Origin of the sequence: Pseudomonas sp. D8002, from assembly GCF_013385695.1 — a bacterium.
GTDB lineage: Bacteria > Pseudomonadota > Gammaproteobacteria > Pseudomonadales > Pseudomonadaceae > Aquipseudomonas.
In genome coordinates, this window is sequence record NZ_JACAPM010000054.1 from 1 (window position 1) to 25,097 (window position 25,097).

Here is a 25,097-nt window from a genome sequence, read left to right on the forward strand (position 1 = left end):
TACCTAAATAACGGATATACACACAGTCAAAAACAGAGGCACAACCCATGCTCCAGTTGATCCTCGGCGGCGCCCGCTCCGGCAAAAGCCGCCTGGCTGAAAAACTCGCCACCGACAGCGGCCTAAGCGTCACCTACATAGCGACCAGCCAACCCCTGGACGGCGAAATGACCGCACGCGTCGCCCACCACCGCGAACGCCGCCCATCCGAATGGGGCCTGATCGAAGAGCCCGTCGAACTGGCCCGTGTCCTCAAGGAAAACGCCACCCCGAACCATTGCCTGCTGGTCGACTGCCTGACCCTATGGCTCACCAACCTGCTGATGCTCGAAGACCCCGACCGTCTCAAAGAAGAGCGTGAGGCCCTGCTACAAACCCTGGCCACCCTCCCGGGAGAAATCATTTTTGTCAGCAACGAGACCGGAATGGGTGTCGTGCCGCTGGGCGAATTGACTCGCCGCTATGTCGATGAAGCCGGTTGGCTGCATCAAGCCTTGGCCGAACGTTGTCAGCGCGTTGTCCTGACCGTCGCCGGCCTGCCCCTGACTTTGAAAGGTACTGCGTTATGACCGACACCTGGTGGCTCAACCCCTGCAAAACGATCGACACCCAAGCCCACGAACAAGCCCTGGCCCGCCAGCAGCAACTGACCAAGCCCGCCGGCTCCCTCGGCCGGCTGGAAGCCGTGGCCGTCCAACTGGCCGGCCTCCAGGGCCAGGTCAAACCCAGCGTCGACCACCTGTGGATCGCGATCTTCGCCGGCGACCACGGCGTCGTCGCCGAGGGTGTCTCCGCCTTCCCCCAGGAAGTCACCGGCCAGATGCTTCACAACTTCGTCACCGGTGGCGCCGCCATCAGCGTGCTTGCGCGCCAACTCGACGCCAAGCTGGAAGTGGTCGACCTCGGCACCATCACCCCGACGTTGAACCTACCGGGCGTCCGCCACCTGAATATCGGTCTCGGTACCGCCAACTTCGTCAACGCCCCGGCAATGACCGAAGCCCAGGGCCAACTTGCCCTGCAAGCCGGCCGCGACAGCGTGCACCGCGCTATCACCAGCGGTGCGCAACTGTTTATCGGTGGCGAAATGGGCATTGGCAACACCACCGCCGCCAGTGCCCTGGCCTGCGCGCTGCTGGATTGCCAGGTCAGTGACTTGACCGGCCCCGGCACCGGCCTGAACGCCCAGGGTGTCAGCCATAAGGTCGCCGTCATCGAGTGCGCCCTTGCGCTGCACGCCAGCGACCGCGACGACGCACTGAAAACCCTGTTCAACCTCGGCGGCTTTGAGATTGCCGCACTGGTCGGTGCCTATCTGGCCTGTGCCCAAGAAGGTGTCGTGGTGCTGGTGGACGGTTTTATATGCACCGTCGCCGCTTTGGTCGCGACGCGCCTGAACCCCGGCTGTCGTGAATGGCTGCTGTTCGGCCACCGCGGTGCCGAGCCCGGCCATCGTCACGTGCTGCAAAGCCTCAACGCCGAGCCTTTGCTGGAACTCGGGCTGCGCCTGGGTGAAGGCAGTGGCGCCGCGCTCGCTGTGCCGTTGCTGCGCCTAGCCTGCGCGCTGCACGGGCAGATGGCGACCTTCGCCGAAGCAGCCGTAGCGGATCGCCCGGCATGACTTTGCGCCTGGACCTGCTGCGCCACGGCGAAACCGAACTGGGCGGCGGCTTGCGCGGCAGCCTGGACGATGCGCTCACGGCCAAGGGCTGGGAGCAGATGCGTGAGGCGGTGGTGGCGCAGGGCCCATGGGAGCGTCTGGTCAGTTCGCCGCTGCAACGTTGTGCGCGGTTTGCCGAGGAGTTGGGCACGCGCCTGAACCTGCCGGTCACCCTCGAAAAGGATCTGCAGGAACTGCACTTCGGCGCCTGGGAAGGGCAGAGCGCTGCAGCCTTGATGGAAACCGACGCCGACGCGCTGGGCCTGTTCTGGGCTGATCCCTACAGTTTCACGCCGCCGCAGGGCGAGCCGGTTTCGCAGTTCTCCGCGCGTGTTTTGGGGGCTGTCGGCCGCTTGCATCAAGCCTATGCCGGCCAGCGAGTGCTGCTGATCAGCCATGGTGGAGTCATGCGTTTGCTGCTGGCCCAGGCACGTGGTCTGCCGCGTGAGCAACTGTTGAATGTCGAAGTCGGCCATGGTGGCCTGTTCAGCCTACAGGTCGAGGCGGATGGCGTATTAAGGGAAGGACGCTGAGCATGTTGCCGTTCTGGATCGCCTTGCAGTTTCTCAGCAGCCTGCCGATTCGCTTGCCGGGCATGCCGCAGCCCCAGGAACTGGGGCGTTCGTTGCTGTTTTATCCGGTGGTGGGGCTGCTGTTCGGGCTACTGCTGTGGGGCTTGAACGCCGTGTTGATGGGCGCGCCATTGCTGCTGCACGCCGCGCTGCTGTTGACCGCATGGGTGCTGCTCAGTGGCGGCCTGCACCTGGACGGCCTGGCCGACAGCGCCGACGCCTGGCTCGGTGGCTTCGGTGACCGCGAGCGCACCCTGACCATCATGAAAGACCCGCGCAGCGGCCCGATCGCGGTGGTCACCCTGGGCCTGGTGTTGCTGCTCAAATTCACCGCGCTGGTGGCATTGATCGAGCAGCACAACGGCGCCGCGCTGATCCTCGCACCGTTGATTGGCCGCGCTTCAATGCTGGCGCTGTTTCTCACCACGCGCTATGTGCGCGCCGGTGGTCTGGGGCAGGCCCTGGCGGATCATTTGCCACGGATCGTCGGCCAACAGGTGCTGATCCTCAGCGGCCTGGCGTGTATCTTGATCGGCGGTTTCAGTGGCGGGATTGCCGTGCTGGTGGCTGCCCTTTGTTTTATCGGCTTGCGCCAATTGATGGTCAATCGCCTCGGCGGCACCACCGGCGACACCGCCGGCGCGCTGTTGGAACTGCTGGAACTGGCGGTGTTGATCAGTCTGGTGCTGTAACACTTTCTTGCATTTCATTAATCCCGGGTATATACACGCTCCATGCTTGCCTCCCAATGTTTATGCACAAACCTGCGTCGCGCCGCTCGTGGCGTCAGCAGGCATTACGACGGCGCTCTCGACGGCTTCGGGATCAACGTTGCCCAGTATTCTTTGCTGTGTAATCTGCAGCGCCTCGATCAACCGAGCATTTCCAGCCTGGCCGACGCCATGGGCCTGGATCGCAGCACACTGGGGCGCAACCTGCGGGTGCTGGAAGGCGAGGGCCTGGTGCAGTTGGTGGAGGGCGATGACTTGCGCAACCGCCTGGTCTTGCTGACCGAGGCGGGTATCGAACGGCTCGCCGCCGCATTGCCGGCCTGGGAAGCGGCGCAGCAGAAATTGATTGATAAGTTGGGCGCCGAAAAGCGCGAAACCCTGTTGGCCTTGCTGGATGAACTCGCTTGACGCGAGTTTGTTCGATGATAAGCGGGTATATACCCGCGAACGGAGAATAAGAAATGACCTCGATGTGGCGCACCAGCGGCTGGATTCTTGTGGGGAGTGCGCTGATCCTCGCGTTGTCCCTCGGCGTGCGACATGGCTTCGGCCTGTTCCTGGCGCCCATGAGTGCCGAATTCGGCTGGGGCCGTGAAACCTTTGCCTTTGCCATCGCCCTGCAAAACCTGATCTGGGGCCTGGCGCAGCCATTTACCGGCGCCCTGGCCGACCGCTTCGGTGCGGCCAAGGTGGTGATGATCGGTGGCGTGCTCTACGCGCTGGGCCTGGTGTTCATGGGCCTTTCGGATTCAGCGTGGTCGTTGTCCCTGAGTGCCGGGTTGCTGATCGGCATTGGCCTGTCGGGCACCTCGTTCTCGGTGATCCTCGGGGTGGTGGGGCGTGCCGTGGCGCCGGAAAAACGCAGCATGGCCATGGGTATCGCCAGCGCCGCCGGCTCGTTCGGCCAGTTCGCCATGTTGCCGGGCACCCTCGGTTTGATCGGCTGGCTTGGCTGGTCCGCCGCGTTGCTGGTGCTGGGCCTGATGGTGGCGCTGATCGTGCCGTTGGTGACCATGCTCAAGGATCGACCGTTGCCTGCGGTGGCTGGCCAGCAGACCTTGCGCGAAGCCTTGGGTGAGGCCTGCTCCCATTCAGGGTTCTGGCTGCTGGCGTTCGGCTTTTTTGTCTGCGGTTTCCAGGTGGTGTTTATCGGCGTGCACTTGCCGTCGTACCTGGTGGACCAGCACTTGCCGGCCTCGGTGGGGACGACCGTGCTGGCATTGATCGGCCTGTTCAATATCTTTGGCACCTATACCGCCGGATGGCTCGGCGGGCGCATGTCCAAACCCCGTTTGTTGACCGGTTTGTACCTGCTGCGGGCGGTGGTGATTGTGATCTTCCTGTGGGCGCCGGTGACGCAGACCAGCGCCTACCTGTTCGGCATGGCGATGGGCTTCCTGTGGCTGTCCACGGTGCCACTGACCAACGGCACGGTCGCGACCTTGTTTGGTGTCAGAAACCTTTCCATGCTAGGTGGGATCGTGTTCCTGTTCCATCAACTGGGCTCGTTCCTCGGCGGCTGGTTGGGCGGGGTGGTCTATGATCGAACCGGCAGCTACGATTTGATCTGGCAGGTGGCAATCGTCCTGAGCCTGGTGGCAGCGGCGCTGAACTGGCCGGTGCGCGAGCGCCCGGTGGCACGTTTGCAGGCGAAAATGGGGGTGGCATGAATTCGACCTGGCATTGGCTCGGCGCAGCAGGAGCAGGACTCTTGCTGCTGCTGGCGTGGTGGGGCTGGCAACAGGGCGGCCTGGCATTGATGCAGTTGGGCATGGCGATCTGTTAAGTTCTGTGTCTGAGACTTTTCAAGGACACCTCACATGCAGATGCGCTGGTTCGCAGTACCCGCTCTGATGGTGGCTTTTGGCGGTGTCGCCATGGCTGCCGATTGCCCGCCGTTGCTTGAAGGCCAGTTGCCCAAGCTGCGCGCCAAGGAATCCATCGACCTGTGCCAGCGCTTTGCCGGCAAGCCGCTGCTGATCGTCAACACCGCCAGCTTCTGCGGGTTTGCGCCGCAGTTCAAAGGGCTTGAAGCGTTGTACCAGCGCTACAAGGGCCAGGGGCTGGAAGTGATTGGCGTGCCGTCCGATGACTTCAAGCAGGAAGCCAAGACCGGGGAGGAAACTGCCAAGGTTTGTTACGTTAATTACGGCGTGACCTTCACCATGACCGAACCACAGAAGGTCAAGGGCCCGGACGCGGTGCATCTGTTCAAGATCCTGGCGCAGCAGAGCAGTGCGCCGAAGTGGAATTTCTACAAGTACGTGGTGGACCGCCAGGGCAAGGTGATCGCCAACTTCTCCAGCCTGACCAAGCCGGATAGCCCGGACCTGATCAAGGCGGTGGAAGACGCGTTGGCCTCCAAACCCTGATCACCGCCCACAAAAAAGCCCCGCCTCTTTTGCAAGAGTGCGGGGCTTTTTTGTGCCGCTTTACATCAGAACTTGTACGTCACGCCCAGGCCGAAACCGTTGGCGCTGTTTTCGTACTTGGCGCTGTAGGAACCCAGTGCATTGGACTTGTTGACTTTGACCGGCTCTTCCTTGAGGTAGGAATAAGCCAGGTCGACAGTCATGTTATCCATCACCGCATAACCCAGGCCCACACTGAAGATGGTCCGGTCGCCAGTAGGAATACGTGGGGAACGGTCAGTGTTGTTGGTTGGCGACTGGTCGAAAGTCAGGCCGGTACGCAGTACCACTTGCTTGGTGACCTGGTACGAAGTACCAAGGGCGTAGGCCCAGGTGTCGTGCCAGTTCTGAGGTTCAGTGATAGTGCCGATGACCGACGGTGCGAGGAAGCCGTTGGCGCCCGTTACACCCTGGTTCTTGACAGTGATGTCTTTCAGGCGGCTCCAGCGGGTCCAGGTCGCACCGCCATAGAGTTTCCAGGCGTCAGTCAGGTCCTGGGTTACCGACAGGTCGTAAGATTCTGGCGTGTCGATGCTCAGCGAGGCGTCGTAGCGGCCACTGCCAATGGCACCGGCAGTCGGGGCAGGCGCTGTCACCTCGGTGTGGCCGTCAAGCTTGTAGCTGACCTTGGAGTGGTAGGTCAGGCCGACGCGCGTGGTATCGGTGGCCTGTACCAGTACGCCGACGTTGAAACCAATGGCGGTATCGTCGCCCTTGATCGTGACGTTGGTCGAAGGCACGGCAGGGTTCAGGGTCAGTTCGGACTCCAGCTTGCCGGAGATCCGGTTGATGGTAGGACCGAAACCGATGGAAACCCGGTCGTTGAATGCGTAGCTGACCGTTGGCTGCAGAGTGATTACAGATACTTTGCTGTAGCTGCCGAACCCGCTGCCCTGGAAGCCGCGTTCATAATCAGTCACCAGGCCGAACGGTGCGTAAACGCCAAAGCCGACAGCCCACTGATCGTTGAGTTTGTTGGTGTAGAAGCCGAACGGTACGCCGGTGAAGGGCACCATGTCGCCTTTGTTGGTGCCCCTGGAACGGCCGCCGGCATCTTTGATGTCGGTCGAGGCATCGATGGCTGCAACACCACCCGTGATTTGCTGGCCTTCAAGGCGAGCCATACCGGCAGGGTTGCCATAAACAGTGCTTGCGTTATCGGCAGATGAAGAACGTCCCGCAAAACCGGTACCCATCCCGGCAACGTCTTGTTCGTTGAGGGCGAAGCCGCTCGCGAACACGTGGGAGGATGCCATTGCAACGGCGAGGCTAAGTGTCGTCTTGAGCATTACTTTTTTCATTATTAGAACTCCGTGGTGATCACCGCTGCGGAAAGTAACAATAAATTTATGTTTGCGCTATAGGCTCAAACACAGGAGATAGAGCGGTTTTGTAGGACAATCCGACCAAAATCAACGTTTTTAGCCGAATCTTGCAAATCGCCCGGTCAACAGGCGACGTGATTCATGGGTGAAACACAGGTTTGCCAGGCCTGGGTGAAATCCCGGAGCCGGCCTTGAGGGTGAAATATTTCTTTCCAGATACGTGCCATCGCCAATACGTCGTCGGCCGGTGGCAGGTTTGGGCGGTGTTGTTCCACCAGCAGCCAGGCGATGGCGGTGGCGTAACGCAGGTTGACCGTCAGCTCAAGCTGCGGCCCGCTGAGGAAGGCATGCTGGCTGGCGAGTCCGCGTACCAGGCTGGCGCGCTCGGGGTCCAGCGCCAGATAGTTATCCCACAGCGCGCGATGGCGCGGCTCGGTGATGCTGTAGAGGCCATGGCCGCGGCGGTCGTGCAGGGCTGAGCCGAGCGCCGACTGGCTGGCGGCGATGCCCAGCAGCAGGGACTCAGCCGTCTGGTTATGGCGACCCAGGTAAAGCAGGGTGGGCCGGATCACATAACGACACAATTCGCTGGCGGCGATGCCCATAAATGCCTCAATCCATGAAATTAATCGGCGATACCTGAGCGAGGGCTTGGCAGCGGTGAATCGGATCTCAGGTCCGCCGGAAGCGGATCATGCCGCTTGAGTTGAAGTGTAGTGTCATATTTACGATGTAAAGGACTGTTTTTAAAATATTTTCATCATTTAGTTATATCGTTTATATCAATTTAAACTTAGCGCGCCTGAATTTCAGGCAATAAAAAACCCCGGGTTTTAACCGGGGTTTTTGTGTTTCAGCGATTCGGGTCGATCAGGCAACCAGTGCCTGGCGAGTACGATCGATCACGGCCTGCAGCGGTTCTGCGCTGGAGTATTGATCGGGGTACAGGCGTTCGCTGTGACGAGCGATGCCGTGTTCGTTGACCAGGGTAAAGCTGAAGCAGCCTTTGCGAGCGGCCATGATCAGGCAGTTCATTGGTGCAAAAGCGTTGGTGAGGGTGCGAATGGCATCCTGAGTGTGGATTTGAGTGGACATATTATTGGTGTTCCTACAAATGACACGGTTAAGAACCGTGCAACGTTAAAACGTTCCAGTGACGTTGATCACCATTGATCGAACGAAGAACCCGACTGGAACAAAGCAGCCAGTTTGAAGCGCTATTAAGTTGGCGCGCTTGGGCTGGCAGGTAGGTACTTAGGAGGGCAGGCAACACAACAGGGGCAAAGGTTCTGGGCCCGGGGTGAAGATCCTGATCAATTTGCAGGTTGGTTCTTTCAGAGTATGGAAACTTCGCGACACCCTTTGCATTGTTCAAAGGCCGTGTCGTCGCAAGTGATACCTGGAAACCATCGAGGTGGTCGATCCCTTTTTGTCGGCGGTGCCGTGAGGGAGTTGTTCGACCAGAATTGACTTTCAGCTTGGTACTAACGCCGCGGATAGTAACGGATTGAAACGATGAAAGGAAGTGTGATAGGCAAAAAACTTTTCGGGTCCTGGGCCTGCGGTAACATTCCTCAGCCGCTGCCTGAGCAAAAAACGCGGTTGATATAACCGGCGAGTGGGTAGTTGTGCACATTGGTGGCGCCCTGTGTAACTGAACTGACATACGCCCCGCAAAGCGCCCGGGTGCCTGCAACTAAAATTTAAGTCAATGAAAAATCGAGCTTTTTTTTATTGGTGAAAAAATCGTCAGTTTGACTGCGGCCCCCGTTCCATGGGCCTTTGCGGGACTTACAGAACGGTTGTCCACTGAGTTATCCACAGCTTCTGTGGATTGTCCCAAGCGCTTGCTCTAGAACGGGCGTGCAGGCTTTTTTCAGCTTTACCTGTACGAAAAAAAGAGTAGAGTGGCGCGCCTTCCGTTCTGTCCCACAGTGCTTTATGAAGTTTCGCTCAGTATCACCTTCTGTTACCGACAGCCCTCAGGTTGTTACCGCACCCAAGCGTTTTTCCCTGAAAGTTGCCTTGTGGTTGCTCGACAGCCCGCGCCTGGGCCACAGCCCCAACGTCAAACATTTTGCAGGGCATTTGCTCAAGCAACCGGCTCGTGCTGGCGTGGTGGTGGCGCAAAGCCGTCTGGGCCAGTTGATGTGCCGCGAGTGCGGCAATGCCCGCGACCGCCGTATCGGCCACGAACTGCTGCGCCAGGCCGCCCGCGCCGGTGACCGCATCGCCCAGCGTGAACTGGGCCAGATCGAAGACTGAGCTGTCCTCAATGCGCTGGCTTGGTTAACCTTCTTCTTTTCGGGTGACGGCAGGAATCGCTATGGCTTTTGACTGGACCAGTGTTGTGCTGGGTCTCGCCGCTGCTGGGTTGCCGCTGTTGGGGCTGTGCTGGCAGATTCAGCGCCGACTGAGCGCGCGAATGGCCGGCTGGGAATTGCTCGAAGAGCGCCTGGCCACCGCACAACTGGCCCAGGAAGGGCTCGCCGCGCAGTTGGACGCCAGCCGTGACGAAATCAGCGACCTGAGCCAGGCCAACGCTGCCAAACAGGCTGATCTGGCCGCCGTGCGCCGGGAAGTCGAACTGCTGCAGATCGACCGTGACAACGCCCGCGACGCCGCCCACGCCTGGAACCTCGACCGTTCCGCCAAGGAAACCGAACTACGCCGCCTGGATGCCTTGTCCGCGTCCCTGCGCGCCGAATTGCGCGAGCAACAGGAAAGCCATCAGCAACGCCTCAGCGACCTGCAAGGTTCCCGTGATGAGCTGCGCGCGCAGTTCGCTGAACTCGCCGGGAAGATCTTCGACGAGCGCGAGCAACGCTTCGCCGAAACCAGCCAGCAGCGCCTCGGCCAATTGCTCGACCCGCTCAAGGAGCGCATCCAGTCGTTCGAAAAGCGCGTCGAAGAAAGCTACCAGAGCGAAGCCCGCGAGCGGTTCTCCCTGGCCAAGGAGCTGGAGCGCCTGCAACAGCTGAACCTGCGCCTGTCCGATGAAGCCACCAACCTGACCCGCGCCCTCAAGGGCCAGAAAACCCAGGGCAACTGGGGCGAGCTGATCCTGGAGCGGGTGCTGGAACATGCCGGTCTGGAAAAGGGCCGCGAGTACCAGACCCAGGTCAACCTCAAAGGCCCGGACGGCGAACGCTTCCAGCCCGACGTGTTGATCATGCTGCCGGGGGACAAGCAGGTAGTGGTGGACTCCAAGGTCAGCCTGACCGCCTATCAACAGTACGTCGCCGAGGACGACCAGGCGATCGGCCAGGCAGCCCTCAAGCAGCACGTACTGTCCTTGCGCAACCACGTCAAAGGCCTGGCCGGCAAGGACTACAAACGTCTGGAAGGCCTGCACAGCCTGGATTTCGTGCTGCTGTTCGTGCCCATTGAAGCCGCATTTTCGGCGGCGCTTCAAGCCGAGCCGAACCTGTTCCAGGAAGCCTTCGACCGCAACATCGTGATCGTCAGCCCGACCACGCTGTTGGCCACCTTGCGGGTGATCGACAGCCTGTGGAAACAGGAACGGCAAAGCCAGAACGCCCGGGAAATTGCCGAGCGCGCCGGTTGGCTGTACGACAAGTTCGTGCTGTTTATCCAGGACCTGGACGAGGTAGGCAACCGCCTGCAGCAGCTGGATAAAGCCTACAGTGCGGCGCGCAACAAGCTGACCGACGGACGCGGAAACCTGGTGAGCCGTACCGAGCAACTGAAGCTGCTCGGCGCCCGCGCCAGCAAAAGCCTGCCGGCCGACTTGCTGGAACGGGCGATGACCGATGAAGACGGCGTGGCGCAGTTGCCAGAATAGTCACCGGTCTCTGTGGGAGCTGGCTTGCCTGCGATGCAGACACCTCGTTCCTCCAGATACACCGAGGCGATGCCATCGCAGGCAAGCCAGCTCCCACATGGGCTAAAGCGGCAGGTGCCGGCTCAACAAGGCCCGCAACGCCGCCGGCTTCACCGGCTTGGCCAGGTAATCCAACCCTGCCGCATGCACCTGGGCCACCATCTCCGGCCGCCCGTCGGCACTGATCACCACACCCGGAATCGGCTCTGCCAGTTGTGCCCGCAGCCAGCCCATCAACTCGGTGCCGGTCTCGCCGTGGTCGAGGTGGTAATCCACCAGGGCCAGTTGCGGCCGCACACCCTCGGCCAGCAACGCGGCACATTGCGCCTGGTCGCGGGCGGTCCAGACTTCACAGCCCCAGCGCGTGAGCAAACTGCGCATGCCGATCAGGATGCTTTCTTCGTTATCCACACACAGCACCTGTGCACCGCTCAACGGCTGGCCGCTTTCCTGCGCCGGCTTGGCAGGCGCGCTGACCTGAGTGCGCGCCAACGGCACACGCACGCTGAACACGCTGCCCTTGCCCGGCCATGAACGCACGCTCAAGCGGTGCCCGAGCACGCGGCACAGGCCATCGGCAATCGCCAGGCCCAGTCCCAGGCCTTTCTCGGCACGGGTCTGGTGACTGTCCAGGCGTTTGAATTCCTCGAAGATGACTTTTTGCTTGTCCTGGGGAATCCCGGGACCACGGTCCCATACTTCCAGGCACAACTCGCCGCGACGGCGCCGCACACCCAATAGCACCGGCCCGTCGGCATACCGGAACGCGTTGGTGAGGAAATTCTGCAACACCCGCCGCAGCAACTTGATGTCGCTGTCGACCCGCAAACGGCTGCCCCGCAGGCGGAAGCGCAAGCCCTGCTCCTGAGCCAGCGCCTTGAACTCGGCGCCCAGCGTATCGAACAGTTCATTGAGCACGAAGGGCTGGCGCTGCGGATTGATCTTGCCGTTTTCCAGGCGCGAAATATCCAGCAGGTCGCTGATCAGGTCTTCCGCCGAACGCAACGAGCTGTCCAGATGCTGCACCAACTGCCGGGCATCCGGCGACATGCCGTCGTTCTGATGGGAGAGGGCAGCAGAGAACAATCTTGCGGCGTTCAACGGTTGCATCAAGTCGTGACTGACCGCTGCGAGGAACCGGGTTTTCGACTGGCTGGCGGTCTCGGCCACGCCCTTGGCATCGGTCAGCGCGACGTTGAGTTGCGACAGTTCGTGGGTTCGCTCGGTCACCCGCTGTTCCAGGCCTTCATTGGCCTCGGTCAACGCCTGCTCGGCTTCGCGGAACGCGGTGATGTCGGTGAAGCTCATCACAAACCCGCCACCCGGCATCGGGTTGCCGATCAGTTCGATCACCCGGCCATTGGGAAACAGCCGCTCGGAGGTATGCGCACGGCCCTGGCGCATCCAGTGCAGGCGGCGCGCCACGTGCACTTCGGCCTCGCCCGGGCCGCACAGCCCGCGCTCGGCGTTGTAGCGAATGATGTCGGCTATCGGCCGGCCCACACTGATCAGGCCTTCGGGGTAATTGAACAGCTCCAGGTACCGCCGGTTCCACGCCACCAGCCGCAGGGACTGGTCGACCACGCTGATGCCCTGGGTGATGTTTTCGATGGCGCCTTGCAGCAGTGCCCGGTTGAACTGCAGTACTTCCGACGCTTCGTCGGCGATGCGTACTACGTCCTCCAACTGCATTTCCCGGCCTTCAATGGCGGCTTTCACCACCGCCCGGGTCGACGACGCACCGAGCACGCCGGCCAACAGGCGTTCGGTGTGGGCAATCCAGTCATTGTCGGCGTTCTGGTTGGGGTTAAACCCTTTGCCTTGGCGATAGGCGAAGCGCACAAAACTCTGGTGAGCCCGTTCTTCACCGACAAACCGCGCTGCGAGGCTGAGCAAATCATTGATCTGCACCGAAAGCATTGAGCGGGCGCTGGCCCGCTGGCTGATTTCCTGGCCAATAAAACGCCCGGCCTGCCAATGCTCCGACACCCGCGTGCGGGACAGCATCGAGACCCACACGAACAACGTGAAGTTACCCGCCAGGGAAAATACGGTGCCCAGCGTCAGAGAAGTTACAGACAAGCCCAGCGGGTGCGAATGCAGCCACGTCATGCCCGGGAAAAGGCTGAACGACCAGCCCAGACTTTTCGCGGTGACCGGCAGGACCAAGGTGTAGAACCACAGGAACGTACCCGCCGCCAATCCGGCAAACACGCCGCGCCGGTTGGCCTGTTTCCAGTACAGCGCACCCAGCATCGCCGGTGCCAGCTGGGTCACGGCGGCGAACGCAATCTGGCCAATGGTTGCAAGGCTGGCGGAGGACCCCAGCAGCCGGTAACTGACGTAAGCCAGCAGCAGGATGATGACAATGCTCACCCGGCGTACCGACAGCATCCAGTGACGGAACACTTCGAACGGCCGCTCGGCACTGGAACGGCGCAGCAGCCAGGGCAGCAGCATGTCGTTGGAGACCATGGTCGACAGGGCGATGCTCGCGACGATCACCATGCCCGTAGCCGCCGAGGCGCCGCCGATAAACGCCAGCACGGCGAGCGCCGGATGGGCTTCGGCCAACGGCAGGCTGATCACGTAGGAATCCGGCAATACCGAACCCGGCAGCAGCATCTTCCCGCCGAGGGCAATCGGGATCACAAACAGGGCGGCCAGGATCAGATAGGCCGGGAACACCCACTTGGCCAGCCGCAGGTCCTGGGGGTCGATATTTTCCACCACGGTGACATGGAACTGCCGGGGCAGGCAGATGATCGCCATCATCGCGACGCCGGTCTGCACCACCATCGAGGGCCAGTTGACGGTCTCTTTCCAGTATTCCTCCAGCCGTGGCGCGAGCATCGCCTGGCTGAACAAATCGTCGAAACCGTCGTACAGGCCGTAGGTCACAAACGCACCGACGGCGAGAAACGCGAACAGCTTGACCAACGATTCAAAGGCAATCGCCAGCACCATGCCGCGGTGGTGTTCCGTGGCGTCGAGGTTGCGGGTACCGAACACAATGGTGAACAACGCCAATACCAGCGACACGATCAGCGCCGTGTCCTGGGAGCGGGTGCCGGTAGTGTCGGCGCTGGCGCCGATCAGCAGGTTCACCCCCAGCACGATGCCTTTGAGTTGCAAGGCTATATAAGGCAGGACGCCCACCAGGCAGATCAGCGCCACCACCACCGCCAGGGATTGGGATTTGCCGTAACGGGCGGCGATAAAGTCGGCGATGGAGGTGATGTTTTCCTGTTTGCTGATCAGCACCATCTTCTGCAGGACCCACGGCGCGAGCACCAACAGCAGCACCGGTCCCAGGTAGATCGGTAAAAACGCCCACAACTGTTCGGCCGCCTGGCCTACGGCACCAAAGAATGTCCAGCTGGTGCAATACACCGCCAGCGACAGGCTGTACACCCAGGCACGCATCCGCGGCGGCAGCGGCGCATGGCGACGGTCACCGTAAAAGGCGATGGCAAACATAATGGCCATATAGGCCAGGGCAACGGCGGCGATCAGCCCGCTGGACAGCGTCATGAGAACTCCAGACATAAGAACGCCCGGGCATTCCCGGCCCGGGCGAACAGTCTCGCATGATGCTTGGCGTTAGTCAGTGTCGACCAAGGTCGGAGCGTGGTGCGATGTCGCAGCGTTGGTTCAGGCGCCGAAACCGCCGTCGATGGTCAGGCTGGCGCCGGTGATGTAGCCGGCCTCAGGGCCTGCCAGATAGGCGACGAAACTGGCGATCTCTTCTACATGGCCATAACGGCCCACGGCCATGAAGCCGATCAGGCTTTCGGCGAAATCACCGCTTGCCGGGTTCATGTCGGTGTCCACCGGGCCTGGCTGCACGTTATTGATGGTGATGCCCCGTGGGCCCAGGTCGCGGGCCAGGCCTTTGGTCAGGCCGACCAGCGCCGATTTGCTCATGGCGTACGGGCCGCCACCGGCAAACGGCATGCGATCGGCATTGGTGCTGCCGATGTTGATGATGCGGCCACCTTCGCCCATGTGCCGCGCGGCTTCCTGGGTGGCGACAAATACGCTGCGTACGTTGATGGCGAGGGTGCGGTCGAAGTCTTCCAGCTTGAAATCTTCCAGCGGGCCGACGGCCAGCACGCCTGCGTTGTTGACCAGGATATCCAGGCGCCCGAACGCTTCGACGGTGGCGTTGACGGCGCTGCGGATGGCGTCTGCGTCGGCGCTGTCGGCATGAATCGCCAGGGCTTTGCCGCCTTGGCTGATCACGCTGTTCTGCAACGCTTCAGCCTTGGCAGCCGAACTGACGTAGGTAAAGGCGACGGCAGCGCCCTGTGCGGCCAGGCGCTTGACGATGGCGGCGCCGATACCGCGGGAACCGCCCTGGATCAAGGCGACTTTGCCGCTGAGGTTTTGTGTGGTCATGTCGTTCTCCAAAAGGTGTGTTGAGGTTGGAGTCGAGTATCGACCTCACCCGGCGCGCCCGGTAGACCGTGATTGCTATAGTCTGTGTAAACCAAAAGTTTAGAGTGGGGCGATATGGAAAGCTTTGGCAGTATCGAATGCTTCGTGCGCAGCGCCGAAGGCGGCAGTTTTGCCGAGGCTGCCCGGCACCTGAGCCTGACCCCGGCGGCCGTGGGCAAAAGTGTGGCCAAGCTGGAGGCGCGCCTGGGTGTAAGGCTGTTCCAGCGCAGTACCCGGCGCCTGACGCTGACTGAGGCCGGCAAGCTCTTCCTCGAAGAAGTCAGCGGCAGCCTCACCACCATTCAAAACGCCGTGGCTAACCTGGCCAGTGCCGAAGGGCGGCCAGTGGGCACGCTGAAAGTGAGCATGGGCACGGTGTTCGGCAACCGTTATGTGGTGCCGTTGCTGGGGGAGTTTCTAAAGCGCTTTCCTGATATCAACCCCGACTGGCATTTTGATAACCGCCAGGTGGACCTGATCGGCCAGGGCTTCGATGCCGCGATCGGCGGTGGTTTTGAGCTGCCCCAGGGCGTGGTTGCGCGCAAGCTGGCGCCGGCGCACCGGATCCTGCTGGCCTCACCGGAATACCTCGCCAAACGCAAGCCGGTGGTCGCGCCCGAGGACTTGTCTGTGTGCAACGGCATCCTGATCCGCTCACCGCAAACCGGGCGCGTGCGTTCGTGGCAACTCACCCACCGCACCCTCGAACAACGCCCGCTGGTGCTCAAGCCGCGCATGACCATGAGCGACTCGGGCGCTGCCTGCTGCGCCAGTGCCCAGGGCCTGGGGATTGCGCTGGTCAGCATGCCGATGGCGGTGCCGTATCTGGACAGCGGCCAACTGGTGCGAGTGCTGCCCGACTGGTACGTCGACGACGGCAACATCTCGCTGTACTACGCCGAACACAAGCTGCTGCCCGGCAAGACCCGGGCGTTTGTGGATTTCATCCTGGAGCAGTTTGTCGAACGCGAGTTGGGGCGGCGGTTCAGCGCCATTTGATCCTTGTGGGGATCAAAGTGTGGGAGCGGGCTTGCTCGCGAAGGCGGTGTGACAGTCACCACATGCATCGACTGATCCACCGCTTTCGCGAGCAAGCCCGCTCCCACATTTTGGATCTTCAATGTCCGAACTTTCCGGGCCAGCCGATCACTTTCTTCGGCCTCGGCGTCGCATACGTGCGGATCTTCGAGGTCGACAGTCCCAACCGCACCAAGCCTTCGGCAATCGTGACAGCCGAGGTCACACCGTCCACCACCGGCACACCCGTGCGGTAGCGAATCTGCTCATCCAGCCCGGCCATGCCGCCGCAGCCCAGGCAGATCACTTCGGCCTTGTCTTCGCTGATCGCCAATTCAGCCTGGCGCACGATGGCCTCCATGGCCCGCAGCGGGTCTTCCTCCAGTTCCAATACCGCCATGCCGCTGGCCCGTACCGACGCGCACCGCTGATATAAGCCGGCCAGTTTCAGCCGGTCCTCGATCAGCGGCACGGTGCGGTCCAGAGTCGTCACCACGGAGTAGGCATGTCCGAGGAACATCGCGGTACTGGCGGCCGCTTCGGTGATGTCCACCACCGGCACGTTGAGCAACTCCTGCAAGCCTTCGCGGCCATGTTCGCCGTAGCCGGCCTGGATTACCGCATCGAACGGCTGGTCGTAAGCCATCACCCGGTCCATCACCGCGATGGCCGCCAGGTAGCTTTCGAAATTGCCTTCCACCGATTCGGCACCGAAAAACGGAGTCAGGCCGACGATCTCGGTGCCGGGGGACGCCACCGCCCGTGCCTGTTTGGCGATGGCCTCGGTGATGGACTCGGTGGTGTTGACGTTGACCACAAGGATGCGCATGGAATGTCCTTACTTAATGACTGACGTTATCGACTGCAATGCTTTCGCCGCTCACATCGGCGTAGTACGGCTGGCGCTTGGCGAACAGCAGGTACAGCAGCCCTGCAATACCGGCGCCAATCAGCCAGGAGAAGGGCGAGACGAGGGCGAACCCGGGCAGCAGGGCCAGGAGAATGGCGATCACCGCCGCAGGAATAAACGCCGCCACCGCCCGCAGATTGACTCCGCGGCTGTAGTAATAAGCGCCCTTCGGGTCTTCGCTATACAGCTGCGGCACGTCCACCTGGCTTTTACGGATCAACCAGTAGTCGACCATGATCACCCCGTACAACGGCCCCAGCAGAGCGCCCAGCCCCGAGAGGAAATACACGATCACCAGCGGGCTGTTGTAAAGGTTCCACGGCAGGATCAACACCGCCACGGTGGCGCTGATCAGCCCGGCGCGGCGGAAGTTCAGGTACTTGGGCGCCAGGTTGCTCAGCACAAAGGCGGGTGCAACGAAGTTGGCCATGATATTCACCGCCACGGTCACAATCAGGAACGCCAGGCAGCCCAGTACCAGGAAGAACGTATTCGGAATCGCCGCAATGATTTCCGTGGGGCTCTCGATCACCCGGCCATTGAGGTGGAACTGCCCGCCGCACAGCAGCACGGTGATGGCCGCGAACACCAGGATATTCACCGGCAGGCCCCAGAAGTTGCCGACCTTGATGGTCTTGCGGCACGGCGAGGAGCGGGCGAAGTCGCAGAAATTCAGGATCAGCGTGCCGTAGATCGCCAGCCACAGCGCGCCGCCGGCAAAGATATTGCGCCACATCTCACCACCGGTCAGCGGCTCGCGAATGGCCCAGGCGATGTGGCCGTCCGCCTGGAAATACATCCAGCCGGCCAGGGACGCTACTGTCAGCAGAATCACCGGCCCGGCGAAGGCTTCATAGCGGCGCACCATCTCCATCCCATAGGCGAGGATGGCGAGCTGCACAAACCAGATCGCCACAAAACACGCCCAGCCCAGGGTGGACAGGCCGAGGATCGAGTTGTGGTCGTAGTCGGCAAAACCTGGATGAACCGCCGTCAACAGCACGCGGAAAACCACCGAGGCCAGGTAGGTCTGTATCCCGAACCAGGCAATCGCGATCACCGCACGAATCAGTGCCGGGATCTGCGCACCATGGATGCCAAAACTGATACGGCTGATCACTGGAAACGGTACGCCGGTCTTCTGCCCCATATAGCCCGACAGGTTCATGAAGAAGTACACCAGCGCCGCGCCGATCCCCAGGGACAGCAGAATCTGCCAGCCACCCAGGCCCAGCGCATACAGGCCGATGGCGAAGGAGTAGTTGGCGATGTTGTGCACATCGTTGGTCCACAAGGCAAAGATGCTGTAGCGGCCCCAGCGCCGGCCTTCGGCCTTGGTAGGCGCCAGGTCCTTGTTGTGCAGGCGCGGGCTGAGGACCAACGGGCCGGGGCTCGTGGCCTCGGGGTTCAGGGTGGAGGAGGGCAGATCCAGTGCGATGTTATTGGAGAGACTTGTACGCATTCCGGCAGGCTCCTGGACATCAGCAGGAGAGCGGCTGATGTCAAAGTGTATGTATCTTTTTTATTAATTGTATACAAAGTGTGTTTTGCCTTAAGCCACATGCGTGCCAGATTTTCGCCGGGTGAAATACACGGCGATTTGGTTTTTAGCGTGATTGGAAATAACCGGCTGAATTTGAAGCGATATAAATTGACCGTTTGAACAGCTATTTATTTTGTGGTGCAGAGAGGGGCGGGGATTTTAGAAGAGGTGTGACGAGGGAGGATGTAACTTTTCGGTGCAGGATTTTATAAGTGCACACAAAAATGGCACCGATGGTGACATTTCTGTGTACAGGATTCTGGCTCAGGCGTTACGCCTTGCTGATGATGTTCCCGGCGTGCAACCCGCATTCTTTTTGGGTTGCTTCTTCCCACCACCAACGGCCTTCGCGTTCGTGCTGGTTCGGCAGTACCGGACGGGTGCACGGCTCACAGCCGATGCTGATAAAACCGCGCTCGTGCAGGCTGTTGTACGGCAACTCCAGCATGCGGATGTAACCCCATACTTCCTCACTGGTCATCTGCGCCAGCGGGTTGAACTTGTACAGGGTGCGTTCCGGGGTGGAAAAAGCCGTATCGATTTCCAGCGCGGCCACCTGGCTGCGGGTGCCGGGGCTCTGGTCGCGGCGCTGGCCGGTGGCCCAGGCGCTTACACCGGACAGCTTGCGGCGCAGCGGTTCGATCTTGCGCACGCCACAGCACTCGCCATGGCCGTCCTTGTAGAAACTGAACAGGCCCTTTTCCTTGACGAAGGGTTCCAGCTTGCTCTGGTCCGGCGAGATCAGTTCGATGTCGATCTTGTAGAACTCACGCACCTGCTCGATAAACCGGTAGGTCTCCGGGTGCAGGCGACCGGTGTCGAGGCTGAACACCTTGACGTTCTTGTTCAGCTTCCAGGCCATGTCTACCAGCACCACGTCCTCGGCACCGCTGAAAGAGATCCACAGGTCGTCGCCAAACTGGCTGAAGGCCAGCTTGAGAATGTCCTGGGCGGATTTGTTGGCGTAAGTCGCGGCGAGTTCAGCGACGTCGAAGGCTTGGTTCATCAGGACGGTTCCTACAGGTCAGTGGCGCTGAGCGCTCTATAGGGGGGCGATGGTAACAAAATCCCGCCTGCGTTGCGGCGGCCAGCGTGAATCGCTAGAGTTCGGCAGTCCTTTTGCTCGCTCAACTCAATAACTTTAAATGGGAGTGTCTTGTGGAAATTGCCTGTCTCGACCTGGAAGGGGTGCTGGTTCCGGAAATCTGGATCGCCTTCGCCGAAAAAACCGGTATTGAATCCTTGCGGGCCACCACCCGGGACATCCCCGACTACGACGTGCTGATGAAACAGCGCCTGCGCATTCTTGATGAGCATGGGCTGAAGCTCTCGGACATCCAGGAAGTGATCGCCACCCTCAAGCCGCTGGACGGCGCCATCGAGTTCGTCAATTGGCTGCGCGAGCGCTTCCAGGTGGTGATCCTGTCTGACACCTTCTATGAGTTCTCCCAGCCGCTGATGCGCCAACTGGGTTTTCCGACCTTGCTGTGCCACCGGTTGATCACCGACGAAAATGACCGGGTGGTGAGCTACCAGCTGCGTCAGAAAGATCCCAAGCGTCAGTCGGTGCTGGCCTTCAAGACCCTGTACTACCGCGTGATTGCCGCCGGTGATTCCTACAACGACACCACCATGCTGGGTGAGGCCGACCGTGGGATTCTGTTCCACGCGCCGGAGAACGTGATTCGCGAGTTCCCGCAGTTCCCGGCGGTGCATACGTTTGAGGATTTGAAGAAAGAGTTCATCAAGGCGTCGAATCGGCAGTTGAGCCTGTAAGTTATTTGGCGTGGCTGACGCCTCATCGCAGGCAAGCCAGCTCCCACATGTTGACCGCGCTCCCATGTGGGAGCCGGGCTTGCCCGCGATGGGGCCGGTATGGCCACTGCACAGCCTAGACCCCTGCCAGCAAACTCTCATAAGGAATGCGCAAGCCTTCATGCAGGCGTTTGATCATCGACAAGCTCAGCTTGCGCTTATGATTCAACACTTCGGAAACCCGCCCGCTCGGACCTATGAAAGGCTCCAGGTCACGGGCGGTCAGGCCTAGTTGCTCCATTCGAAATTTAATCGCTTCGACGGGATCCGAAGGCGGCATTGGGAAATGCTCCGCTTCGTACTTTTCGATAAGTATCGCGAGAATTTCCAGCTCGTCACCCTCGGGCGAGCCGATTTCCGCTTCCCATAGCTGTTCGACGCGCGCGAGCGCAGCGGTCAGGTCTTCCTGGGAATGAATGGGTTTGATGTTCATCACACGGTCTCCGCATTGATCTGATCGTACTGCGCGTGGGTCCCCACGAAGCGTATGAACGCAAGCTGTCGCTGATAATTGATCGCCATGATCACTCGATACTTGTTGCCGCCTATGTTGAACACAACCCTGCCCCCTTTGAGAATGCTCGCTGTCCTTAGCTCTGCCTTGAGGGCCTGAGGGGTTGGGTAAACAGCTTTTTCCATATGGCGATACAGCTCGACCAGCGGCGTTTTGGCATCCATGCAACCAGGGTGGTTTTCCCAGAATATTCGTAGGGCAGACAGAGCGATTATCCGCATCGCTGCGACCTCCCAATTTGGGAGATGATAGGTGCGGTTGAGGGCAGATGCAATCTCGGAAATCTTTCCTGACAAGTAGGCAGTCGTTTCATGTGATCCTTCACAGACGGCTGGTGGACGGTTGAAACCGGACGCTATCCTCCGGCTTCGACCCCGTCTACTTCGGTACTGATTCAGGTCTTTTCCGCTGCGTGGCTCTACGTCAGCGAGCCAGGAAGGGGCTGGGTGCTACAGGCTTTCCAAGGTTTGTAACAACACCCGCACCTTGGTCATCGACTCCTGATACTCCGCCTGCCACTCCGAGTCCGCGACAATCCCGCCGCCGCCCCAGCAGCACACCTGACCATCCTTGACCAACAGGCTGCGAATGGCGATGGAGCTGTCCATCTCGCCGCGCACGTCCAGATACACCAGCGAACCGCAATACAACCCGCGCCGGGTCGGCTCCAGCTCGTCGATGATCTGCATCGCGCGAATCTTCGGTGCGCCGGTGATAGAGCCGCCGGGGAAGCTGCCGGCGATCAGGTCGAGGGCGTCTTTGTCGTCCGCCAGCTCACCGGTGACGCTGCTCACCAGATGATGCACGTTGGGATAGCTTTCCAGGCTGAACAACTCCGGCACTTTCACCGAGCCGGTACGGCAGGTGCGGCCCAGGTCGTTGCGCAGCAGGTCGACGATCATCAGGTTTTCGGCACGATCCTTGGGGCTGGCCAGCAATTCAGCGGCGTTGGCTGCATCTTCCTCGGGCGTCGCCCCCCTTGGCCGGGTGCCCTTGATCGGGCGGGTTTCCACCTGGCGCTGGCTGACTTTGACGAAGCGTTCCGGCGACAAGCTCAACACTGCGCCGTCGTCCGGCAGGCTCTGGAACCCGGAAAACGGCGTCGGGCAGGCTTCGCGCAAGGCGCAGTAGGCCACCCACGGATCGCCACTGCACGGGGCACGGAAACGTTGGGCAAAGTTGACCTGGTAGCAGTCACCCGCCTGGATGTAATCCTGGATGCGGGCGAGTGCGTGTTTGTAGGTGTCGGCTGTCACGTCCGGGGCCATTGGGCCTTGCAGCTTGAAGGTGGCCGATGCGCTGATGGTCGGCTGACCGAACAAGGTAATCAGGCGTTGCCGTTCGCTTTCCGCCAGTTTGGGGTGGAACACCAGTTGGCTGGTCTGCGCCTGGTGATCGCTGATCAAGGCCCAGGCGTACAGGCCGAAGCGTGCATCCGGCAGGTGCAGGTCGTCCACCGCCAGGTGCGGCAGGTGCTCAAGATGACGACCGAAGTCGTAGCTCAGGTAGCCGATGAGGCCGCCGGCAAACGGCAGTTCGTAGGGCGCGGGGATCGTGGCTTCACCCAGCAACGTCAGGTTTTCCCGCAGGCGCTGTAGGAAATCACTGCCGCTTTCGTCGGGCAGTACCGCCAGGGTCGTCTCGGGCCAGGCGCTCAGCAGGTCATAACGGCCGCGCTCGGCCGCCGGTCGGCCACTGTCCAGCAGCACCGCGCCGGGCGCATGGCGGATTGCTGCAAAGTATTCGGCAGGGTTGGCCCGGTAGGGCAGCGGGTGTACGGAGCAGGTCACTGGGTTTATCCCTCGACCGCCGGAATATGCCCAAACATTTCCTGCACAAACTTAACCCGTTCCTCCGGTGTTTCCGTCACGCCCGCCGCCTTCAGCTCTTCCAGTCGAGCCTCCACGGCATGGGTGCGCAAGGTCAGGCCGCAGTCGTTGGCAATCTGAATGTTCAGCCCCGGGCGAGCGTTAAGTTCCAGGATCAACGGACCCTTTTCCTGGTCCAGCACCATATCCACGCCGATATAGCCCAGGCCGCACAGTTCGTAGCAGCCGGCGGCGAGCTTCATGAACCCGTCCCAGTTGGGCAGTTGCACGCCGTCCACCGCATTGGTGGTGTCGGGGTGCTTGGTGATGATGTTGTTCAGCCAGGTGCCGCGCAGGGTCAGGCCGGTGGCGAGGTCGACACCCACGCCAATCGCGCCCTGGTGGAGGTTGGCCTTGCCGCCGGACTGGCGGGTGGGCAAGCGCAGCATGGCCATCACCGGGTAGCCCATCAGCACAATGATGCGGATGTCCGGTACGCCTTCGTAGCTGATGCTTTTGAAGATCTGGTCAGGCACCACCCGGTATTCGATCAGCGCGCGGTCACGGTGGCCGCCGAGGGAATACAGGCCGGTGAGGATGCTGGAAATCTGATGCTCGATTTCTTCATGGCTGATGATCTTGCCGGAGACCGTTCGATAGCGCCCTTCAAAACGGTCGGCGATCACCAGGATACCGTCACCACCGGCGCCCTGGGCCGGCTTGATCACGAAGTCGCTGCGCCCGCCGATGATCTCGTCGAGCTTGTCGATTTCCTTCTCGGTGGAAATGACCCCGTACATTTCCGGCACGTGGATGCCGGCGGCCATGGCCCGTTCCTTGGTGATGATCTTGTCATCGACGATCGGATACAGGCTGCGCTTGTTGTACTTGAGCACGTAGTCGGCATTTCGCCGGTTGATGCCCATGATCCCCCGCGCTTCCAGGGCCTTCCAGGTCTTCCAGAAGCCGAACATTACGAGTCAGCCTTGAGGAAGGCCTTGAAACGCACCAGTTCGGTCAGGCGGTAGCCGCGATAACGACCCATGGCCAGCATGAAGCCCACCAGGATCAACAGGATCGCCGGGAAGGTGAACACGAAGTAGATCAGTTCCGGCACGCTCATGATGATGTGCGCCAGGGAAGCGGCGAACAGCGTGCCGATCGCGACTTTCATCGCATGGCCGCCACCGCGTTCTTCCCAGGTGATCGACAGGCGTTCGATGGTCATGGTCAGGATCACCATCGGGAACAATGCCACCGACAGCCCGCGTTCCAGGCCGAGCTTGTGGCTGAACAGACTGATGGCGGCGATCAGCACCACCACGAAGGTCAGCACCACCGAGAGCCTCGGCAGCATCTGCAGCTTCAAGTGTTCCAGGTAAGACCGAAGCGACAGCCCCAGCGCCGTAATAATGGTGAACAGCACAATCCCGAAGCCCAGCTGTGTCTCTCGGAACGCCAGGGCAATCAGCACCGGGGTAAACGTGCCGAGGGTCTGCAGGCCGATCAGGTTGCGCAGGATCAGGATCACCAGCACGCCAATCGGGATCATCACCATGATCATGAAGGTCTGCTGGGTTTGCAGCGGCAGGCCGTACAGCGAGTACTCGAGGAAGTTGGCGTCGGTGTTTTCGTCCGTCAGCTTGGCCAGGCGAATCGCGTTCATTTCGCTGTTGTTGAGGCTGAAGGTCACCATGGCCTTCTTGCCGCCGTCGACGGTGATCAGGTTTTCATCACCGGTCCACCACAGCAGGCGGTCGGCCGGCAGGCCTTGCTCGCCGGTGTCGGGGTTGAAGTACAGCCAGTCGTTGCCATTGAAACTGCGCAGCCAGAGTTCCGGGGTTTGCGGCTGGTCGGCCACCAGGCGGATGGTGTGGACCTTTTCCACCGGCACGTGGGCGATGGACAGCAGCAACTCGACGATCTTGGCCTTGTGCGGCGTCGACGGGTCGCCCGCCAGCAGCAGCTTCACGTTGTCGTCGTTGAGGTTGTTGGTGCGCTTGATGGCTTCGCTGATAAAGGTCTCGACGTCGGCCGAGTGCTGGCGGATCGGCGCCAGCAGGGCTTCGGCGGCGATTTTTTCCGGGCCTTCGACGGCGATGCTGTCGCGGAAGGTCGGGCCCTTGACCTTGACCTTTTCACCGCTGTAACGCTTGGTCAGCACCAGGCGGTAGTAGAGGGTCTGGTTGCCCTTGGCCCGGCGTGCCGACCAGGTGACCTTGCGGTTGCCGTCGAGGCGATTGACGCTGACGCCGTAGTTATTCGAGATAAAGCTTTCATTCAGGCTGACGAAGTCGCGGCTCAGGGGCGGCACGAACATCTGGATTTTCACCGGGTCCTTGGCGCTGGCGACGAACTCGACCTTGGCGTCGATGTTCCACAGGTCGTCGGTGGCGTCCTCGGTGACGGGAATCCCCAGCACGAAAATCTGATAGGCGGTGACCGAAATGCCCAAGACCACCAAAACGGCGATCAGGATTTTCAGGTGCAGATTAAGAGAGCGCATT

24 protein-coding genes are annotated in these 25,097 nt (G+C 61.0%); 11 read left to right on the forward strand and 13 right to left on the reverse strand.

All coding sequences use genetic code 11. The annotated features are described in order from the left end of the window. Window positions 1-47: 47 nt before the first annotated feature. The 7 genes from cobU (at window position 48) to HX807_RS27970 (ending at window position 5,335) form a co-directional block, all read left to right on the forward strand. Window positions 48-569 carry a bifunctional adenosylcobinamide kinase/adenosylcobinamide-phosphate guanylyltransferase gene (cobU, locus tag HX807_RS27940; protein WP_177008957.1) on the forward strand — a complete coding sequence of 174 codons (522 nt, stop codon included), beginning with the start codon at window positions 48-50 and terminating at the stop codon, window positions 567-569. After that, complete coding sequence (gene cobT / locus HX807_RS27945; RefSeq protein ID WP_177051783.1) at window positions 566-1,621, forward strand: nicotinate-nucleotide--dimethylbenzimidazole phosphoribosyltransferase; 1,056 nt, start codon at window positions 566-568, stop codon at window positions 1,619-1,621. The genes cobU and cobT overlap by 4 nt, the downstream gene beginning before the upstream one ends. Continuing rightward, on the forward strand, window positions 1,618-2,193 hold the full coding sequence (cobC, locus tag HX807_RS27950; RefSeq protein ID WP_003214921.1) for an alpha-ribazole phosphatase family protein: 576 nt from the start codon (window positions 1,618-1,620) through the stop codon (window positions 2,191-2,193). The genes cobT and cobC overlap by 4 nt, the downstream gene beginning before the upstream one ends. A gap of 2 nt (window positions 2,194-2,195) precedes the next feature. Beyond that, window positions 2,196-2,924 (forward strand): adenosylcobinamide-GDP ribazoletransferase, encoded by a 729-nt coding sequence (locus tag HX807_RS27955; protein WP_134325928.1) that lies wholly within the window; start codon window positions 2,196-2,198, stop codon window positions 2,922-2,924. 42 nt (window positions 2,925-2,966) lie between these two features. After that, window positions 2,967-3,371: a MarR family winged helix-turn-helix transcriptional regulator gene (locus HX807_RS27960; RefSeq protein WP_003214925.1), complete on the forward strand. Its 405-nt coding sequence runs from the start codon at window positions 2,967-2,969 to the stop codon at window positions 3,369-3,371. Between the two features lie 62 nt (window positions 3,372-3,433). After that, window positions 3,434-4,633, forward strand: coding sequence for an MFS transporter (locus HX807_RS27965; protein ID WP_177008978.1), 1,200 nt, complete (start codon window positions 3,434-3,436; stop codon window positions 4,631-4,633). A gap of 150 nt (window positions 4,634-4,783) precedes the next feature. After that, window positions 4,784-5,335 (forward strand): glutathione peroxidase, encoded by a 552-nt coding sequence (locus HX807_RS27970; protein WP_177051785.1) that lies wholly within the window; start codon window positions 4,784-4,786, stop codon window positions 5,333-5,335. 65 nt (window positions 5,336-5,400) lie between these two features. Here HX807_RS27970 and HX807_RS27975 read toward each other — a convergent pair whose 3' ends face one another. From HX807_RS27975 to HX807_RS27985, 3 genes are all read right to left on the reverse strand, one after another. Then, the gene (locus HX807_RS27975) at window positions 5,401-6,675 is read right to left on the reverse strand and encodes an OmpP1/FadL family transporter (protein ID WP_026078188.1); all 1,275 of its coding nucleotides are present in this window, start codon (window positions 6,673-6,675) and stop codon (window positions 5,401-5,403) included. A gap of 146 nt (window positions 6,676-6,821) precedes the next feature. Next, the gene (locus tag HX807_RS27980) at window positions 6,822-7,304 is read right to left on the reverse strand and encodes a hypothetical protein (protein WP_087695206.1); all 483 of its coding nucleotides are present in this window, start codon (window positions 7,302-7,304) and stop codon (window positions 6,822-6,824) included. A gap of 265 nt (window positions 7,305-7,569) precedes the next feature. After that, window positions 7,570-7,794, reverse strand: coding sequence for a hypothetical protein (locus HX807_RS27985; protein WP_003214941.1), 225 nt, complete (start codon window positions 7,792-7,794; stop codon window positions 7,570-7,572). A gap of 846 nt (window positions 7,795-8,640) precedes the next feature. Between HX807_RS27985 and HX807_RS27990 the strand changes: the two genes are divergently transcribed. Next, window positions 8,641-8,964 carry a sel1 repeat family protein gene (locus HX807_RS27990; RefSeq protein ID WP_023659092.1) on the forward strand — a complete coding sequence of 108 codons (324 nt, stop codon included), beginning with the start codon at window positions 8,641-8,643 and terminating at the stop codon, window positions 8,962-8,964. A gap of 175 nt (window positions 8,965-9,139) precedes the next feature. Beyond that, window positions 9,140-10,504, forward strand: a complete 1,365-nt coding sequence (rmuC, locus tag HX807_RS27995; protein WP_173406092.1) for a DNA recombination protein RmuC — start codon at window positions 9,140-9,142, stop codon at window positions 10,502-10,504. A 102-nt stretch (window positions 10,505-10,606) separates the two neighbouring features. Here the strand turns inward: rmuC and HX807_RS28000 are convergent, their stop codons facing one another. Together HX807_RS28000 and HX807_RS28005 are read right to left on the reverse strand one after the other, a co-directional pair. After that, window positions 10,607-14,077, reverse strand: coding sequence for a PAS domain-containing hybrid sensor histidine kinase/response regulator (locus HX807_RS28000; RefSeq protein ID WP_003214948.1), 3,471 nt, complete (start codon window positions 14,075-14,077; stop codon window positions 10,607-10,609). Window positions 14,078-14,197: 120 nt separating this feature from the next. Next, window positions 14,198-14,944 (reverse strand): 3-oxoacyl-ACP reductase family protein, encoded by a 747-nt coding sequence (locus HX807_RS28005; protein WP_177019643.1) that lies wholly within the window; start codon window positions 14,942-14,944, stop codon window positions 14,198-14,200. A 114-nt stretch (window positions 14,945-15,058) separates the two neighbouring features. Between HX807_RS28005 and HX807_RS28010 the strand changes: the two genes are divergently transcribed. Further along, window positions 15,059-15,982: a LysR family transcriptional regulator gene (locus HX807_RS28010; RefSeq protein WP_177023057.1), complete on the forward strand. Its 924-nt coding sequence runs from the start codon at window positions 15,059-15,061 to the stop codon at window positions 15,980-15,982. A 118-nt stretch (window positions 15,983-16,100) separates the two neighbouring features. Here HX807_RS28010 and HX807_RS28015 read toward each other — a convergent pair whose 3' ends face one another. The 3 genes from HX807_RS28015 to HX807_RS28025 all read right to left on the reverse strand — a co-directional run bounded on the left by HX807_RS28015 (window position 16,101) and on the right by HX807_RS28025 (window position 19,459). Beyond that, window positions 16,101-16,829 carry an aspartate/glutamate racemase family protein gene (locus HX807_RS28015; protein WP_003214954.1) on the reverse strand — a complete coding sequence of 243 codons (729 nt, stop codon included), beginning with the start codon at window positions 16,827-16,829 and terminating at the stop codon, window positions 16,101-16,103. 13 nt (window positions 16,830-16,842) lie between these two features. Beyond that, window positions 16,843-18,372 carry an NCS1 family nucleobase:cation symporter-1 gene (locus HX807_RS28020; RefSeq protein WP_177051787.1) on the reverse strand — a complete coding sequence of 510 codons (1,530 nt, stop codon included), beginning with the start codon at window positions 18,370-18,372 and terminating at the stop codon, window positions 16,843-16,845. Between the two features lie 352 nt (window positions 18,373-18,724). Next, on the reverse strand, window positions 18,725-19,459 hold the full coding sequence (locus HX807_RS28025) for a phosphoadenylyl-sulfate reductase (protein WP_003214958.1): 735 nt from the start codon (window positions 19,457-19,459) through the stop codon (window positions 18,725-18,727). Window positions 19,460-19,611: 152 nt separating this feature from the next. Here HX807_RS28025 and thrH point away from each other — a divergent pair, with 152 nt between their 5' ends. After that, window positions 19,612-20,229 carry a bifunctional phosphoserine phosphatase/homoserine phosphotransferase ThrH gene (thrH, locus tag HX807_RS28030; RefSeq protein WP_010176441.1) on the forward strand — a complete coding sequence of 206 codons (618 nt, stop codon included), beginning with the start codon at window positions 19,612-19,614 and terminating at the stop codon, window positions 20,227-20,229. 115 nt (window positions 20,230-20,344) lie between these two features. On the opposite strand, the gene HX807_RS28035 is transcribed toward thrH, so the two are convergent. From HX807_RS28035 to HX807_RS28055, 5 genes are all read right to left on the reverse strand, one after another. Then, window positions 20,345-20,701 (reverse strand): type II toxin-antitoxin system HigA family antitoxin, encoded by a 357-nt coding sequence (locus tag HX807_RS28035; protein WP_087695204.1) that lies wholly within the window; start codon window positions 20,699-20,701, stop codon window positions 20,345-20,347. Then, entirely contained in the window at window positions 20,701-21,003 is a 303-nt protein-coding gene (locus HX807_RS28040; RefSeq protein WP_003214964.1) for a type II toxin-antitoxin system HigB family toxin, read from the reverse strand. The genes HX807_RS28035 and HX807_RS28040 overlap by 1 nt, the downstream gene beginning before the upstream one ends. A 228-nt stretch (window positions 21,004-21,231) precedes the next feature. Next, window positions 21,232-22,572, reverse strand: a complete 1,341-nt coding sequence (pabB, locus tag HX807_RS28045) for an aminodeoxychorismate synthase component I (protein ID WP_177051789.1) — start codon at window positions 22,570-22,572, stop codon at window positions 21,232-21,234. Between the two features lie 5 nt (window positions 22,573-22,577). After that, complete coding sequence (locus HX807_RS28050) at window positions 22,578-23,564, reverse strand: alpha-L-glutamate ligase-like protein (RefSeq protein ID WP_003214969.1); 987 nt, start codon at window positions 23,562-23,564, stop codon at window positions 22,578-22,580. Further along, a complete protein-coding gene (locus tag HX807_RS28055; RefSeq protein WP_003214971.1) occupies window positions 23,564-25,096 on the reverse strand; it encodes an inactive transglutaminase family protein in 1,533 nt (510 codons plus the stop codon). Before HX807_RS28055 ends, HX807_RS28050 begins: the two co-directional genes overlap by 1 nt. Window position 25,097: the final 1 nt, after the last annotated feature.